Origin of the sequence: Corynebacterium dentalis (assembly GCF_900232865.1) — a bacterium.
Lineage (GTDB): Bacteria > Actinomycetota > Actinomycetes > Mycobacteriales > Mycobacteriaceae > Corynebacterium > Corynebacterium dentalis.
In genome coordinates, this window is the sequence record NZ_OCTS01000007.1 from 32,207 (window position 1) to 46,428 (window position 14,222).

16 protein-coding genes and 1 tRNA gene are annotated in these 14,222 nt (G+C 59.3%); 6 read left to right on the forward strand and 11 right to left on the reverse strand.

Annotation, left to right across the window (positions count from 1 at the left end; translation table 11 throughout):
* Window positions 1-18: 18 nt before the first annotated feature.
* Complete coding sequence (locus CS919_RS08665) at window positions 19-621, reverse strand: hypothetical protein (protein WP_099299099.1); 603 nt, start codon at window positions 619-621, stop codon at window positions 19-21.
* 9 nt (window positions 622-630) lie between these two features.
* Window positions 631-906 (reverse strand): helix-turn-helix transcriptional regulator, encoded by a 276-nt coding sequence (locus CS919_RS08670; protein WP_099299100.1) that lies wholly within the window; start codon window positions 904-906, stop codon window positions 631-633.
* Window positions 907-1,025: 119 nt separating this feature from the next.
* Between CS919_RS08670 and CS919_RS08675 the strand changes: the two genes are divergently transcribed.
* A complete protein-coding gene (locus CS919_RS08675; protein WP_099299101.1) occupies window positions 1,026-1,784 on the forward strand; it encodes an enoyl-CoA hydratase in 759 nt (252 codons plus the stop codon).
* A gap of 12 nt (window positions 1,785-1,796) precedes the next feature.
* Here the strand turns inward: CS919_RS08675 and CS919_RS08680 are convergent, their stop codons facing one another.
* Complete coding sequence (locus tag CS919_RS08680; protein WP_099299102.1) at window positions 1,797-2,627, reverse strand: class I SAM-dependent methyltransferase; 831 nt, start codon at window positions 2,625-2,627, stop codon at window positions 1,797-1,799.
* 62 nt (window positions 2,628-2,689) lie between these two features.
* Here CS919_RS08680 and CS919_RS08685 point away from each other — a divergent pair, with 62 nt between their 5' ends.
* The 3 genes from CS919_RS08685 (at window position 2,690) to CS919_RS08695 (ending at window position 6,119) form a co-directional block, all read left to right on the forward strand.
* Window positions 2,690-3,847 carry a CE1758 family FMN-dependent luciferase-like monooxygenase gene (locus CS919_RS08685; protein WP_099299103.1) on the forward strand — a complete coding sequence of 386 codons (1,158 nt, stop codon included), beginning with the start codon at window positions 2,690-2,692 and terminating at the stop codon, window positions 3,845-3,847.
* Window positions 3,848-3,854: 7 nt separating this feature from the next.
* Complete coding sequence (locus CS919_RS08690; RefSeq protein ID WP_099299104.1) at window positions 3,855-4,523, forward strand: CE1759 family FMN reductase; 669 nt, start codon at window positions 3,855-3,857, stop codon at window positions 4,521-4,523.
* A gap of 168 nt (window positions 4,524-4,691) precedes the next feature.
* Entirely contained in the window at window positions 4,692-6,119 is a 1,428-nt protein-coding gene (locus CS919_RS08695; RefSeq protein WP_099299105.1) for a lamin tail domain-containing protein, read from the forward strand.
* Between the two features lie 58 nt (window positions 6,120-6,177).
* Here the strand turns inward: CS919_RS08695 and CS919_RS08700 are convergent.
* The 5 genes from CS919_RS08700 to CS919_RS08720 form a co-directional block, all read right to left on the reverse strand.
* Window positions 6,178-6,250: transfer RNA gene (locus tag CS919_RS08700), tRNA-Arg, on the reverse strand.
* A gap of 220 nt (window positions 6,251-6,470) precedes the next feature.
* Window positions 6,471-6,764: a hypothetical protein gene (locus CS919_RS08705; protein ID WP_099299106.1), complete on the reverse strand. Its 294-nt coding sequence runs from the start codon at window positions 6,762-6,764 to the stop codon at window positions 6,471-6,473.
* Between the two features lie 189 nt (window positions 6,765-6,953).
* Window positions 6,954-7,790: a GDSL-type esterase/lipase family protein gene (locus CS919_RS08710; RefSeq protein ID WP_099299107.1), complete on the reverse strand. Its 837-nt coding sequence runs from the start codon at window positions 7,788-7,790 to the stop codon at window positions 6,954-6,956.
* 327 nt (window positions 7,791-8,117) lie between these two features.
* On the reverse strand, window positions 8,118-9,734 hold the full coding sequence (locus tag CS919_RS08715) for a monocarboxylic acid transporter (RefSeq protein WP_099299108.1): 1,617 nt from the start codon (window positions 9,732-9,734) through the stop codon (window positions 8,118-8,120).
* Window positions 9,735-9,745: 11 nt separating this feature from the next.
* On the reverse strand, window positions 9,746-10,135 hold the full coding sequence (locus CS919_RS08720; protein WP_099299109.1) for a DUF485 domain-containing protein: 390 nt from the start codon (window positions 10,133-10,135) through the stop codon (window positions 9,746-9,748).
* 444 nt (window positions 10,136-10,579) lie between these two features.
* Here CS919_RS08720 and bioB point away from each other — a divergent pair, with 444 nt between their 5' ends.
* The gene (bioB, locus tag CS919_RS08725) at window positions 10,580-11,605 is read left to right on the forward strand and encodes a biotin synthase BioB (protein ID WP_234990882.1); all 1,026 of its coding nucleotides are present in this window, start codon (window positions 10,580-10,582) and stop codon (window positions 11,603-11,605) included.
* Window positions 11,592-11,852, forward strand: a complete 261-nt coding sequence (gene bsaP, locus CS919_RS11070) for a biotin synthase auxiliary protein BsaP (RefSeq protein ID WP_099299110.1) — start codon at window positions 11,592-11,594, stop codon at window positions 11,850-11,852. The genes bioB and bsaP overlap by 14 nt, the downstream gene beginning before the upstream one ends.
* A 28-nt stretch (window positions 11,853-11,880) precedes the next feature.
* Here bsaP and CS919_RS08735 read toward each other — a convergent pair whose 3' ends face one another.
* The 3 genes from CS919_RS08735 to CS919_RS08745 form a co-directional block, all read right to left on the reverse strand.
* Window positions 11,881-12,507: a dihydrofolate reductase gene (locus tag CS919_RS08735; RefSeq protein ID WP_099299111.1), complete on the reverse strand. Its 627-nt coding sequence runs from the start codon at window positions 12,505-12,507 to the stop codon at window positions 11,881-11,883.
* Entirely contained in the window at window positions 12,507-13,301 is a 795-nt protein-coding gene (locus CS919_RS08740) for a thymidylate synthase (protein ID WP_099299245.1), read from the reverse strand. Before CS919_RS08740 ends, CS919_RS08735 begins: the two co-directional genes overlap by 1 nt.
* 135 nt (window positions 13,302-13,436) lie before the next feature.
* Window positions 13,437-14,201, reverse strand: a complete 765-nt coding sequence (locus CS919_RS08745; RefSeq protein ID WP_099299112.1) for a 3'(2'),5'-bisphosphate nucleotidase CysQ — start codon at window positions 14,199-14,201, stop codon at window positions 13,437-13,439.
* Window positions 14,202-14,222 lie beyond the last annotated feature (21 nt).

Below are 14,222 nucleotides of genomic sequence, written 5' to 3' on the forward strand. Positions count from 1 at the left end.
TTTATTTTCGACGCCACTTCATTGTGGCCCACTGTGGGCCAACCGTGTGGGTTCGTCTTCGGCTTCTTCTTCGGGGTCATCGGCGAAGGTGATGGAGTAACCGATCGCTGGGAGTGCCGTGATAGCCAATAGGACCGTCAGATACAGAAGCGTTATCCAGTAGACCCAGCGCATGGTGTCGTTTCCGAGGATGAGCGCATCTGCGTTGTCCATATACCTGGTGGAGAAGAAAACCAGGATGAGAGCAAAGACTGTGCTGGCGGCTGTGCTGAAACCGTAGGCAATCTTGCGCCACGAGTTGACGGTAGCGGCTTCGTATTCGTCGAGCACTTCCAAGGGCGCATCGTCTTTGAGGTGGATGGACCAGCGGAGCATGACCCATGCCACCACGATGATCAGCGTGCCGACCAACCACAAAAGGATGCCCAGGAAGTTGAAAATCGACGCAAGGAGGGCCACTAGTTCCACGGCGATTCCTATGAAGTACCAGCGAATATAGAGGTGGTCCCGGCCGGAGGGTGGGGATTTCTTTTCGATCCAGCGGACGCTTTTATGCCAACGCTCGGCTTTCTTGGCTTCCCTGCGCGCCGCCCAGGAAGCGAATGCGGTGCTGGCGGACATGTCTTCTCCTTAGGAGTTTCTAGCGGAGTGGTGTGGGGAAAACTCGGCGGATAGTGGGCGGAATTCGGTGAGGCTAAAAACTGCCTCGACTGGAAGTTGGAACACTTCGCAGATCCGGAATGCGAGGTCGAGGCTGGGGGAGTGATCGCCTCGTTCGAGTGCGCCGATGGTTTGTGGATTGACGTCCACGAGTGATGCTAATTCGGTGCGAGACATGCCCCGGTCGGTACGCAGAAGGCGCACCCGGTTGTAGATGAGCCGCGAGGGCTTTTTCTTTGGGGACATAACACGAACTGTTGTATAAACCCAACGTTTTGTCAAGAGTTCCTAGCAATAGCGATGTTTTTTCATGATTGCGAACACAAACGCCGCCGTAGCCTTGGACGCGGACTAGTTTTATAGCTATGAGCGTGGAATTGTCGCAGCACGGGCATGTGGCTGTCGTGACTTTAAATAACCCGTCCAAGCGCAATGCGCTGACGGCGGAGGTGGCGCGCAGCATCGCCGCGGCGGTGCGAGAGGTTTCTACAGGCGAGACTGCGGAAGACCGGACCGCCCGGGCAATTCTCATTCGCGGAAAAGGACCCGCATTCTGTGCGGGTGCAGACCTTTCGGGCGGAGTGTATGCCGACGATTTCTGGGGCAGCTTGTCTGACATGCTGCAGGCCATTACCGCTTCTCCAGTGCCGGTCATCGCAGATGTGCAAGGCCCTGCGGTGGGTGCGGGATGCCAGCTGATTCTTGCCTGTGATCTGCGTATTTTCGGCGATCGCGGAGAGTGTTGGATTCCTGTCGCACAGCATGCATTTGCGATGGATACGTGGACGATCCAGCGGGCGCGGGAGCTGGTGGGAGGCTCGTTTGCGCGTAATTTATTGCTCGGTAGTGCCCGCATGTCAGTAGATCAGGCTGTTGCTACTGGATTTGCCATGGCGCGCGCAGCGGTCACTGAGCAGCATGATGAGCCTCTGGAGATTGCGCAGGCGATAGCCGCGAGCGCACCGCTGAGTATGCAGCACGCCAAAAGGGTGCTAAATAGTCCGGACCCACATAACGACGAATCGCTGGACAAGCTGTTCTTCGCCGCGTGGGCCAGCGAAGACGCGCAGGAAGCGCGCGCCGCACGGGCCGAAAAGCGGTTGCCTAAATTCAAGGGCCGCTAAACCAGCGTCCTACTAGCTCACGCGCGCGATGACCTCGAAGTGCGGCATGACGAAGATCGCGCCGGGCGTGGATGCCCACTCGTTCCATCCGTCCTGCCCCTGCTTGATGGCCTCCCGTGCCAAATCGCCGGGAGTTCCGTCCTCGCGGACGTCGCCTAGCGCCTCGGCGGCCTTGCGTGCGTATTCCTCGCCGGACATCCGGTCGATCCACACGTCCGCCATGCCCCGGCGGTCCTCGGTGGAGGCATAGGACCAGGTGGACGAGGAAAAGTTGGCGTCGGACAAAGAAGCACGATGGAACCAGGACAACAATTGCCTGCCGGAAGTGGTGTGCAGGCCGTCCAGCTCGGCGATTACCGTGAACACAGCACGCCAGCGGGACATTCCGGGGGATGGCGGGTACCAGGTTTGGGTGCCGAAATCGAGCTCTCGGGCGGCGATGAGGCCACCGGGACGCACGACGCGGGCGAGTTCTCTGAGGGCGGCGATGGGGTCGTCCATGTGATGCAGGGATTGGGAGGCGTAGGCGACGTCCACGGAATTGTCCGGCATGGGCAGCGATTCCGCGCTGCCGGTGATGAAATTGACGGCGAGCCCTGCATCCGCAGCATGAGAGCGGGCCGTGTTGAGGGCCTCTTCGGAGACGTCCATTCCTTGGACTTGGATGGCCTTGCCGCCGAGGGATTCGATGTGGCGCGCGAGGCCGAGCGTGATGTTTCCGGCGCCACATCCGACGTCGAGAATCTCCATCGAGCTCGTGAGGTGCGGCAAAAGGAACGCTGCGGAGTTTTCTACCGTGGGAGTGACAGCCTGATGGTGGGTGTGATCATGGTGTTCATGCATGCCTTATAGGGTAACCGCCCCAGGTAGTTGATGTGTCACCTATTTGGGTGCATAATGAAGTCATGCAGTTCGGAATCTTTACAATCGGAGACGTAACCACCAACCCCGTGACCGGAGAAACTCCTTCGGAACACGAACGAATCATGGCCACAGTAGAAATCGCCAAGAAAGCCGAGGAAGTCGGCCTCGACGTATTCGCAACGGGCCAGCACCACAACCCGCCCTTTGTGGCCCCCGCTAACCCGCCGATCCTCATGGCACATTTAGTGGCGCAGACGGAAAAGCTGCAGTTTTCCACTGCGACCACGCTTATTACCACCACTGACCCCGTGCGTATCGCCGAGGATTACGCCTACGCACAGCACCTTTCCGGAGGGCGCGTTGACCTCATGATGGGCCGCGGAAATACCGGCGCGGTCTACCCGTGGTTCGGCAAGGATATCCGCAAAGGGATCCCGCTAGCCGTCGAGAATTACCATCTGCTGCGTCGTTTATGGCGCGAAGAATCCGTGAATTGGCAAGGCGAGTTCCGCACTCCGCTACACCAGTTCACCTCTGCTCCGCGTCCGTTGGACGGAACCCCGCCCTTCGTATGGCATGGATCGATTCGCTCCCCGGAGGTTGCGGAACAGGCAGCGTTTTATGGCGACGGATTCTTCCATAACCACATCTTCTGGAACGTCGAGCACACCGAACAGATGGTCAACCTCTACCGCCAGCGCTTCGAGCACTACGGCCACGGCTCCGGTGACCAGGCGATCGTGGGACTCGGCGGGCAGTTCTTTGCCGCGAATTCCGAGGCCGAGGCCAAGAAGTACTTCCGTCCGTTCTTCGACAATGCCCCCGTGTATGGCCACGGCCCGTCCTTGGAGGAGTTCAGCGAAATGACTCCGCTGACTGTGGGCACGCCAGAGCAGATCGCCGAGCGCTACGTGGGCTATGCCGATCGAGTGGGCGACTACCAGCGTCAGCTGTTCCTGCTGGACCACGCGGGCCTGCCACTTGATGTGGTGCTGGAGCAGGTGGAGATCCTGGGCAAGGAGATCGTCCCCATCATGCGCAAGGAGATGGATCTGCGCCGCCCATCGCATGTGCCAAGCGATCCGCCAACCCATGCCTCTCTGGTGGCCGCTGGTCCGGATAGCCCGCACCACCTGGTGCAACCTGCTCGCATCCCAGAGCAGGCCGAGCAGACCAACGACTCTGTTTTCGAGGAGTGACGCAACGATGAAGAATCTAGTGGTTCTCACGGCCGGACTGTCTAACCCGTCCACCACACGTCTGCTGGCGGATCAGATTTCCGCCGCGGTGCGCTCTCAGGTCGGCAAGCGTGGGGAAGGCCTGGAAGTGGAGTTCGTAGAGATTCGCGAATACGCCCAGGACTTGGCCAATTTCATGACCTCGCACGTGCCGAGCGCACACTTGCAGGCGGCGCAGGAAAAGATTTCGGCCGCCGATGCGTTGGTCGCGGTGACCCCCGTGTTCTCGGCCAGCTATTCGGGTTTGTTCAAGATGTTTATCGACGCCCTTTCGCCCGACTCGCTCAATGGCATGCCCGTGCTCATCGCGGCCACCGCTGGCACCGCGCGCCATCAGTTGGTGCTTGATTTCGCGATGCGCCCGCTATTCACTTATCTGCGCGCCACCGTGATGCCGACCGGCGTGTTCGCTGCGACCGAGGACCTTGGCGGCGGAGACGGCGGCCAAGGCATGGTTCCGCGCGTGGAGCGGGCAGCGTCCGAGCTGGCGGGATACATCGTGCGCACCGAAGGCGAAGTGGCTGGTTTGGGGCCTGCGGAATATCGCGGCGGTGCGTTGAAGCGGGACGCGGGTACACGCGTGCAGTCCGGAGGGCTGGACTTTGCCTCCATGCTGAAGGGGCACACGGGCGAATAAACGTTTCGGTCCTGCTTCCCGGGGGAGGGCAGGACTGCGACAGGATAAGGAGGGCAGGGCGCGAGTGTGGTGGGTTCTTTCTGAATTCACCTTGTGGCTAATGAGGGTTAACTGAGCCTGGATAGCTTGAGAAGGTCGTTTTCAGGAAAACTTAGGAATGGGAAGCCCATGTCTCGTCGTACCTTCACTGCTGCACTGACGGCAGCTGTCGCCGTTACCGCTTTCGCTGTGCCTGCTCAGGCTCAGGATGCAATTCCTGCCGGTAACCAGGTTGTGATCAACGAGGTGGAATCCAACGGCGATTCTGTTGGTGACTGGGTCGAACTGGCAAACACCAACCCTAACGAAACTTTGGATATCAGTGGTTGGAGCATCGTGGATAACGATCCTGACCACGAGCGCATCGTTTTCCCAGAAGGCACAACCATCGAGTCCGGTGGCTACTACAGCCTGTACACCGATATCGACAATGGCTTTGGGCTCGGCGGCAATGACTCGGTGAGCTTGTTCAATCAGGCTGGGGAACTGGTCGACGAAACCACGTGGGACGGTCACGCAGCAACCACCTGGGGCCGTGTTCCGGACATGACCGGTGAATTCGCGGTCACGGGTGAGCCAACGCGCGATCAAAAGAACGCAGGCGCAGGAGACTCTGAGGATATTGCCACCGAGCCGTGGCCGTTCGATCCGCAAGAGATTCAGAACCTGGACTTGGGGGAAGAGTTCCAGGTAGAGGACATGTCTGGCGTCGACTTTGATGACAACGGACGCGCATGGATCGTGAACAACGGCGAGAGTCGTTTGTTCGTCTTGGACTACAAGGACGGCGAGTACACCCTGGCCGGTTCGTGGGACTTGAAGTACGCCGACGGATCCGGCTTGCCTGATACCGAAGGAATCACGGCGACCGGAGACGGCCTGTACGTCTCCACCGAGCGCAACAATGCGGACAAGTCCGTTTCCCACCCCTCGGTGTTGCGTTTCGATTACCCCACGGAGACTAGCGAGACGCTGTCCGCAACCTCCGAGTGGAACTTGGCTGAATTCTTGCCGGAGAACCTGGGTGCCAACGCTGGCCTAGAGGCCATCGAGGCTGTTCCAGGCGGTTTCGCAGGAGGCGTAGAAGGAACGGGCGAGGTTTTGTTCGTTGACCTTTCCGGAGATCAGCCACAACTGGTGCAGAGCTACCAGTCGCCATTTACCGGCGTGATGGCACTGGATTACAGCGGTTCCCAGTTGCGCGTGATGTGCGACGAAGCATGTGAGGGAGCCTCGATCGTGTTGGAGAAGGGGACTGAGTGGGCACCAGTTACGGGGATCCAGGCGCGTCCAGCGGCCATGGAAAACTTCGCCAATGAGGGCTATGCGTCCTTCAGCGACGAGTGCACCACTCGCTTCCTCTGGGCAGATGACGCAGGTGCCAATGGCACGTCGCTGCGCGCCGCTTCCTCCACGGACGCAGATTGTGGTGTGGATGAACAGCAGCCCGGCGTATTTGGAAGCTCCCGTGAGAGCTTCCTCGTGTGGGCCGGAGCAATTCTCTCTGTCATCGGTGGAGCGGCACTGTTCGGATGGATCGCATCGAACTGGCGCTAGCCGGTGGAGCTGGCCAGGTGGATAATCTGGCTAGGTAAGCGCCAACAAAGAGTAGATGTGCCCCAGGCAGGAATCGAACCTGCGACACCCGCTTTAGGAGAGCGGTGCTCTATCCACTGAGCTACTAGGGCAAAAGTGCAGAACATCGAACAAGCGATGAAAAGCACTTCCAGCAGTCTACTAGGTGGCGGGGTTCACCAGAAAACAACTACCCGTCAGAGCCGGAGTTGTGCGCGAATGATCGCGTGATGCTCAACGATCCCCCGGAAGTGCCACCGAGTTTGGAAACCTGCAGGTCGGGAAACAGGGTGTGGCACTTCCGGGGGATCATTGTGCAGATGAGGCGGTTAGCTAGACGCAGGCTTGTGTGTTGAGCATGCTGCAGACGCTGGATCCGGGGATGAGGGAGATGGCATTAACAGCGAGGAATGCCACCAAGAAGAACGGTGCGACGACCCAAGACAACGGCCCCGTCAGCATGAAGGGGTTGAAGTTGGAGCTGTTGATGTTGACTTCATCCGCAGCGTAAGTGGTGGTTACCGGGGCTGTAGAACTGGTAGCCGCGGACGCTGCGGGAGTTACTGCGCCGATAGTGAGAGCGGCTGCGGTGGCGATGGACACGATAGAAGCGGAGACACGTTTCATGTGAGACACTTTACCTTTTGGTCGGCTATGTATTAGCGCGCCCAGAGATGACGGAGTTTTAGCCCCAAACGAAGAGTGCCCCAAACGGAAACCTTCAACGGAGATGCTCCAACGGAAAGTCCTCCAAACGCAAAGTGCCCCTGCAATTTATTTCGCAGGGGCACTAGCGGAGGAAGAAGGCCAGAACGCTTACTTCTGAGCCGCGTTGGTAGCTAGGGCGCGCAGACCAGCGTTGGTCATGTGCACAATCAGATTGTGAGGCTGAGGGCTGGTGTCCACCACGCCCATGATCCAGCGCTGGTTCGCAGGAGCGCAGATATCGTGGCCCTGGCTGATTGCCTTGGAATCCACGAAGGTCGCGCCCGCGCGGTTTGCAGCATTGATGCCCGCACGCTGCAGGATGTTCTCGGAATCGCGCACAGCCGGGATAGCGCCCAGGGGCATGGTGTTATCGCCCAAGTTGATAACACACACATCGCCATTAGGTGCGGAGATCTGGCTGTAGCCAACCAACTTCACACGCGCGTTAGGAGCCAGACGGTGCGCATGGTTGATGGTTTTGGCAAAGCCGTTAGTGAGATCGGTCTCGATCTGGTTTAGAGGCACCTTGTTGAGGATGTGCGGGTAGGTGTCATTGGCACCAGCCATGATCACAACCTCACTGGTGGAAGCATTCAGCTTGCCAGCTGCCGCAGCGTGATTGAGCTGAGTGGTGACCAACTCGCCACCAGAGCGGACGGAAGCGCCGGCACACGTGTAATCGAATGTTTGTTTGCCTGCAGCCTGGCCATAAGCGCTTGGCATCTGTCCATCGGAACCGCATCCGTTGGCGTTCACGTGCGTGCCGGGAAGCGGAGAGCCCGTCTTGCCTGCAAGGTAGCTCAACGGCGTGGGGTTGGAGGGGATGGAATCTCCGACAAACACTGTTGTTCCGCCAGGAGCAGCCGTGGCTGCAGGAGCAGCGACAGCCAGGGGAGCGATAGCCGCGATGGCGGCGATGGCCAGGTGGGAGATCTTGCGCTTCATGATTGACTACCGTTTCCGTCGTCTAAGGGTTGCTCTTACTGAAAACCGCAGGTGGGTAGACGGCGCACACCTGCGAAAATCCATCGGACTCCATGAGTCATTTTCTAACCGAAACTTACTTTACGTTAAGTGTCCGGATTTTGGCACACTTTTTACATCGTGGAGCAAGGTAGCGACGTTACAGATAGTTTGCAAATCGTCATCAGTAGCCCTTCCATACGAGAAACCGTGCGGGGCGATTGAAAATCGGCCCGCACGGTGGCGTCGAACAAAAAACTGTTAGCCTGCAACCTGGCCCCACCAAGGAGACCCCAGTTGGGGAACGAACTAGTGGTCCACGGCAGCTTCCACGCCCACACCGGTCAGGGAGCGAACTTCCATCTCCGCCTGGAGATCATCGAAGTTGTCCGGCTTGCCGATATAGGTGCCCACGATGCCAGCCAAGAAGCCCAGCGGAATGGTAATCAAGCCCGGGTTGGACAGCGGGAAGATCGCGAAGTCCGCGTTCGGCAGCATGGAGGTCTCGGCACCGGAAACAGCGGGGGATAGGAGGATGAGGATCAGCGCGGAGAGCAGGCCGACCCACAGGGAACATACGGCGCCCGTGGTGTTGAAGCGCTTCCAGTACAGGGAGTACAGGATGGTCGGCACGTTCGCGGAAGCCGCGATACAGAATGCCAGGGACACCAGGAAGGCCACGTTCTGCCCCATCGCGCCAATGCCCAGGACGATTGCGACCAGGCCGATGATGACCACGGTGATGCGAGAAACGCGCACCTGCTCTTCTTCTGTAGCCTCGCCGTTGCGCAGCACGGAGTTATAGAAATCGTGCGCCACGGAAGCAGAAGCCGTAATAGCTAGGCCAGCCACCACCGCCAGCACGGTGGCGAAGGCGACCGCAGAAATCAGCGCCATGAAGATGGGTCCTGCCAGCTCCAACGCGAGCAGCGGCGCCGCAGCGTTAGCGCCACCTGGAGCGTTCTTGATGGTCTCTGGGCCCACCCACGCAGCAGCTGCGTAGCCCAGGAACAGGGTCAGGAGGTAGAAGCCACCGATGAGCACGATGGCCCAGGTCACGGACTTACGAGCTTCCTTAGCGGTAGGCACCGTGTAGAAGCGCATCAGTACGTGTGGCAGACCGGCAACGCCGAGGGCCAAGGAAAGACCCAGCGCGATGAAGTCCAGCTTTGAGGTGTTGGACTCGGCGTACTTCATGCCTGGTTCGAGGATGGCCTCATTGCCACCGTGGGCCTGCACGGCCTCGGTGAGCAACTGGGAGAAGTTACCCTTCACTGCTACGAAGATGATGATCGTCATGATGATCACGCCGCCGATGAGCAGCACGGCCTTGATCATCTGCACGTAGGTGGTGCCCTTCATGCCGCCGATCAGCACGTAGGCGATCATGATGATGCCCACGATGGCCACGACGATAGCCTGGCCCGACTTCTCGTGAATGTCCAGCAGCACGGAGACCAACGAGCCGGCACCGGCCATCTGTGCCACCAGGTAGAACAGGGACACGAAAAGGGTGGCGAATGCTGCCGCCACACGCACGGGGCGCTGCTTAAGTCGGAAAGACAGCACATCCGCCATGGTGAATTTTCCGGTGTTACGCAGTGGTTCGGCGACCAACAGCAAGGCGATCAGCCAGGCAACGAAGAAGCCGATGGAGTAGAGGAAGCCGTCGTAGCCGGTCAGAGCGATGGCGCCGACGATGCCCAGGAAGGACGCAGCGGAGAGGTAGTCGCCCGCGATGGCCAGGCCGTTTTGTGTACCGGAGAAGGACGCACCGCCGGTGTAGAACTCCGATGCGGACTTCTGCGGCTTGCGGCTCACGCGGGTCACGATGGTCATGGTGACCACGATGAATGCCACGAACACCGAGATGTTGAGGATAGGGTTGCCGCCCGTTGATTCAGCGGCGAGGTAATGCAGATTCACGAGTTACTCCTTTATGCCCGCGCCGTGGGGTCGGTCGGCTGGTCGTTCGTGGCTGGGGGCAGGCCCTCGAGCTTTTCGCGCAGGGCGCGTGAGCGGGGTTCGAGTTCCTTGTCTGCGAACTTCACGTAGATCCAGGTGATGGCGAACGTGGTGACGAACTGCAGGAAGCCAAAGGCAATGCCGAGGTTGACGTTGCCGAAGAGCTTGATGCCGAAAAAGCCTGGGGTGTACATGGCCGTGAAGATGTAGATGACAAACCAGACCACGCCGGCGATCGCCAGCGGGAATGTCATGCCGCGCTGCTTGGACCGTAGTTCCTGGAACTCGGGGCTGCGTTGCGCCGCCTTGAATTCTTCAGGAGTGGGGGTGTGCCGCTGCACTGAATGTAAAGGCTGGCTCAACGGTCTCTCCCTTTCTCTTTGTTGGTGTTCTGTTGAAACTGCGGGCGTCCGTGTGTGGACGGTTTCCCGTGAAGATCGTCACAGGCAAGCTGTGATTGCGATTCAACCTACAGAGCAAAACCATTTTATTTTCTAAAGTGAATTAATTGCTCGCGGTTGGAAGGGGTGAGCTGCGGTGGTGTTTGCTGCCTTGAACTGCAGTTATGAATTTTTTGCAGTCTAGAGGGGAGGGGTGATGCGTTGTGAAGATCGTGGGAGCAGGCTGAGAATTTTCCCACTCTTTATGTATGCGTTCATGTTCTTTTTCTTATCGACGCCAAGCTCGCGGCCTTTCGGAGGTGTGGTTTCGTACTCACCCGAGGCGATTCTTGCGAAATTGTACAGCGTTCAATTATGGGCACTAAAGTGGAATTGAACACCATTCAATAGACGAAAGATCCCCGCGTGACTCCTTCTTCCTCCTACCTCATCCCCGCAGATCGCCTGCTGCAGATCTCTCAAGATAAAGTCCTCGGTCGCGGAGAGGGGCTCAACTTCCACGAGACCCTCTCTGCGCTGTCCTTGGACGAAGTTCACCTGGACGACCTCCTTGAGCTCGCCCACAAAGTGCGGTTGAAGTGGTGCGGAGATGCCGTGGAAGTGGAAGGGATTATTAGCCTGCAGACCGGCGGGTGCCCGGAAGACTGTCACTTCTGTGCCCAATCCGGACTCTTTGAATCCCCTGTCCGCGCCGTGACGCTGGACATCGCCTACTTAGTGGAAGCCGCCAAACAGACGGCCAAGACGGGTGCCACGGAGTTCTGTATCGTCGCTGCGGTCAAAGGCCCGGATGAAAACCTGATGCAGCAGATCGAGGCAGCTGTGGAGGCTATTCGTGCAGAGGTGGATATCCACGTGGCAGCGTCGGTCGGAATCCTGACCCAACAGCAAACCGACCGGCTCAAGGCGGCCGGGATCCACCGCTACAACCACAACCTGGAAACCGCACGCAGCTACTTCCCCGAGGTAGTGACTACCCACACGTGGGAGGAGCGCATCGCCACGCTGCAGCAGGTGGCCGCAGCTGGCATGGAGGTCTGCTGTGGCGGAATCGTGGGCATGGGAGAAAGCCTGGCGCAGCGCGCGGAATTCGCGATGGACCTGCAGGAGCTCAACCCCACCGAGGTACCGCTGAACTTCTTCGATCCGCGCCCTGGCACACCGTTTGCGGACATCGAACCGATGGAGGCAAAACAAGCGCTGCAAACGATCGCTGCATTTCGCCTGGCTCTGCCACGCACCATCCTGCGCTTTGCGGGAGGCAGGGAACTGACGATGGGAGACTTCGGGGCGGAGCGCGGGATGCTTGGTGGCATCAACGCGATCATTGTCGGCAACTACTTGACCACGCTGGGGCGGCCTGCCGAACGAGATATCGACATGCTCGGCAAACTGCAACTGCCCATCAAGGCACTCAATGCCTCGATGTGAGCACAGCGAGGCCAGTGGGCCCGCCCGTTTCGATGTCTACTCCGGCAAGGCGCTCAGCGAGGACGGGCAAGACAGCAGGGGAGCGGTAAAAGCCTCCCGGGGAGCGCTCGCAGGGTTGGAACCACCGCGGTTTTGCGCCCACTGTGGCCGGAGAATGCAGGTCCAAGTTCACCCGATGGGATGGACTGCAACCTGCTCGCGACACGGCCACTTCAGTAGCGAGGACCTGCCGGACGGGCCACTGTAGCGCTCGGGTTTGTACGGGGTAGCGCGCACTACGTCTTCCGCGTCCACTCCACGATGCGATAGCGCAACGGCTGGTCATCGTCCACGGCGTGACCTTTGGCAGAGGTATTCCACTCGGTTGCGGTGGACTCGAAAATATCCCCGGGGATGCTTGGTGCCTTGACCTGGAACCGCTCCGGGGCGTGCATCTCGATCTCCGTGATGACGATGCGATCCGCCACGTCCATGCACTGCTGGTACACAGTTCCGCCGCCGAGGATCCACACGGTATTGCTCAGCTCATCCGCGGAGTGCTCTTCCATCCAATCGGCCGCAGCACCGATAGCTGTAGACAGCGAGGTGTACACGTGGCCGCCCGGTGCGTCATAGTCCGCGTTGCTGGTCACCACGAAGTTTTCCCGCTTGGGCAGCGGACGGTAGGCATCGCCCAACGCCTCCCAAGACGTCCGCCCCATCACCACGGCGTAGCCCTCGGTGGACTGCTTAAAGTGCTGCAGATCCTCCGGCAGATACCACGGCATATCGTCGCCATCGCCGATTACGAGGTCGGTGGTCTGCGCCCAGATCATCGCCACTTCCACGCCCTCATCGAGCCGTTCGTGCAGCTCCGCGAGGGTGAGGTTCGGGTAGTCCTTGGCTGGTTGGGCGTCGGCCATTAGACGGCCACCTTTCCCTTGATCACAGGATGTGGGTCGTACCCAACGAAGTTCACGTCGGAGAAGTCATAGCTGAACAGATCTGCGGCCTTGTTTAATTCCAGCTGTGGGTACGGGCGTGCCTCGCGGCTGAGCTGCAGGCGAACTTGCTCCTGGTGGTTGTCGTAGATGTGGCAATCGCCGCCGGTCCAAATGAATTCGCCCACTTCCAGACCTGCCTGCTGCGCAAACATGTGCGTGAGCAGCGAGTAACTGGCGATGTTGAATGGCACGCCTAGGAACATGTCCGCGCTGCGCTGGTAGAGCTGGCAGCTGAGCTTGCCATCGGCCACGTAAAACTGGAACAGCAGGTGGCACGGTGGCAGAGCCATGTTGGAGATCTCGCCGACGTTCCAGGCAGAGACGATGTTGCGTCGGGAATCAGGATTATTGCGCAGCATGTCCAAAGACTGGGAAATCTGGTCGATGTGCCGGCCATCGGGGGTGGGCCAGGAGCGCCACTGCACGCCGTAGACCGGGCCGAGTTCGCCGTCCTGATCCGCCCATTCGTTCCAAATGCGGATCCCGTTATCCTGCAGCCACTTGACGTTGGAATCGCCGCGGAGGAACCACAGCAGCTCGCCCACCACGGACTTCACGTGAACCTTTTTGGTGGTCAGAAGAGGGAAAGAATCCGCGAGGTTGTAGCGTATCTGGCGGCCAAACAGGCTGGTAGTGCCGGTTCCCGTTCGGTCGCCGCGGTGGGCGCCAGATTCCAAAATCTCCCGCAGCAGATCCTCGTACGGGGTGGGGATGGGTGCGCCCGTGGCCTGTGGTTCCGAGTCCTTGATATCCGCCGTCAACCTCTAACTCCCTAAAACTTATTCCCGGTGGTGATCAGTGTGCCTACAGCCTAGTAGTCAGGGCCTCCGGACCACACAAGGCCTGCTCTAACCTGCGAAGTCGCCGTGCTCTTCTTTGAATTTTGCTGCTGCCACGAGGATGTCGTGGGAGATGTTGGGGCGGCATATCAGCAGATCCGGCATGTAGGGAGATTCGTTGTTGTAGGTGATCGCTGAGCCATCGAGGCGGCTGGTGTACAGGCTTGCGGCCATGGCGATGCCTACGGGCGCGGCGTTGTCCCATTCGTACTGTCCACCAGCGTGGATGTAGGCATCGTTGTCACCCAAAATCACGGACACTGCCTTGGCTCCGCAGCTGCCCATGGTCACCAACTCCATGCCGAGCGCATCGGCGATGTACTGGCCGATCTTTGGAGGAGAGTTTCGGCTGACCACCAAACGGTTGGTTGCCGGGCCATCGACAGCCTTGACCTCGGCGGTGTGAAAGGACTTGCCCAGGTCAGGGATACCCACGGCGGCGTGGGTGATCTTGCCGTCCTCGGCCAAGGCGATGTGTACAGCCCAATCCTGGCGCCCCGAGGCGTACTCCCGGGTTCCGTCCAGGGGATCGATGATCCACACGCGCTTTTTGCCCAAGCGATCTGGGGTATCAGTGGCTTCTTCGGAGAGCATGCCATCGTCTGGACGATGCACTTCCAGGCAGCGGGCGATCCAGTCCTGTGCCTGCGCATCGCCGGCTGCTCCCAAGTTGGAATCGCGTAGGAGGCCTACGTTTCGTACTCCTTTGAGAATTTCTCCGGTGCCTTGCGCAAGGCGCAGCGCCAATGTTTCATCATTGAGATCAGCCGTCATAGCACCGATTTTAGCTGTCTG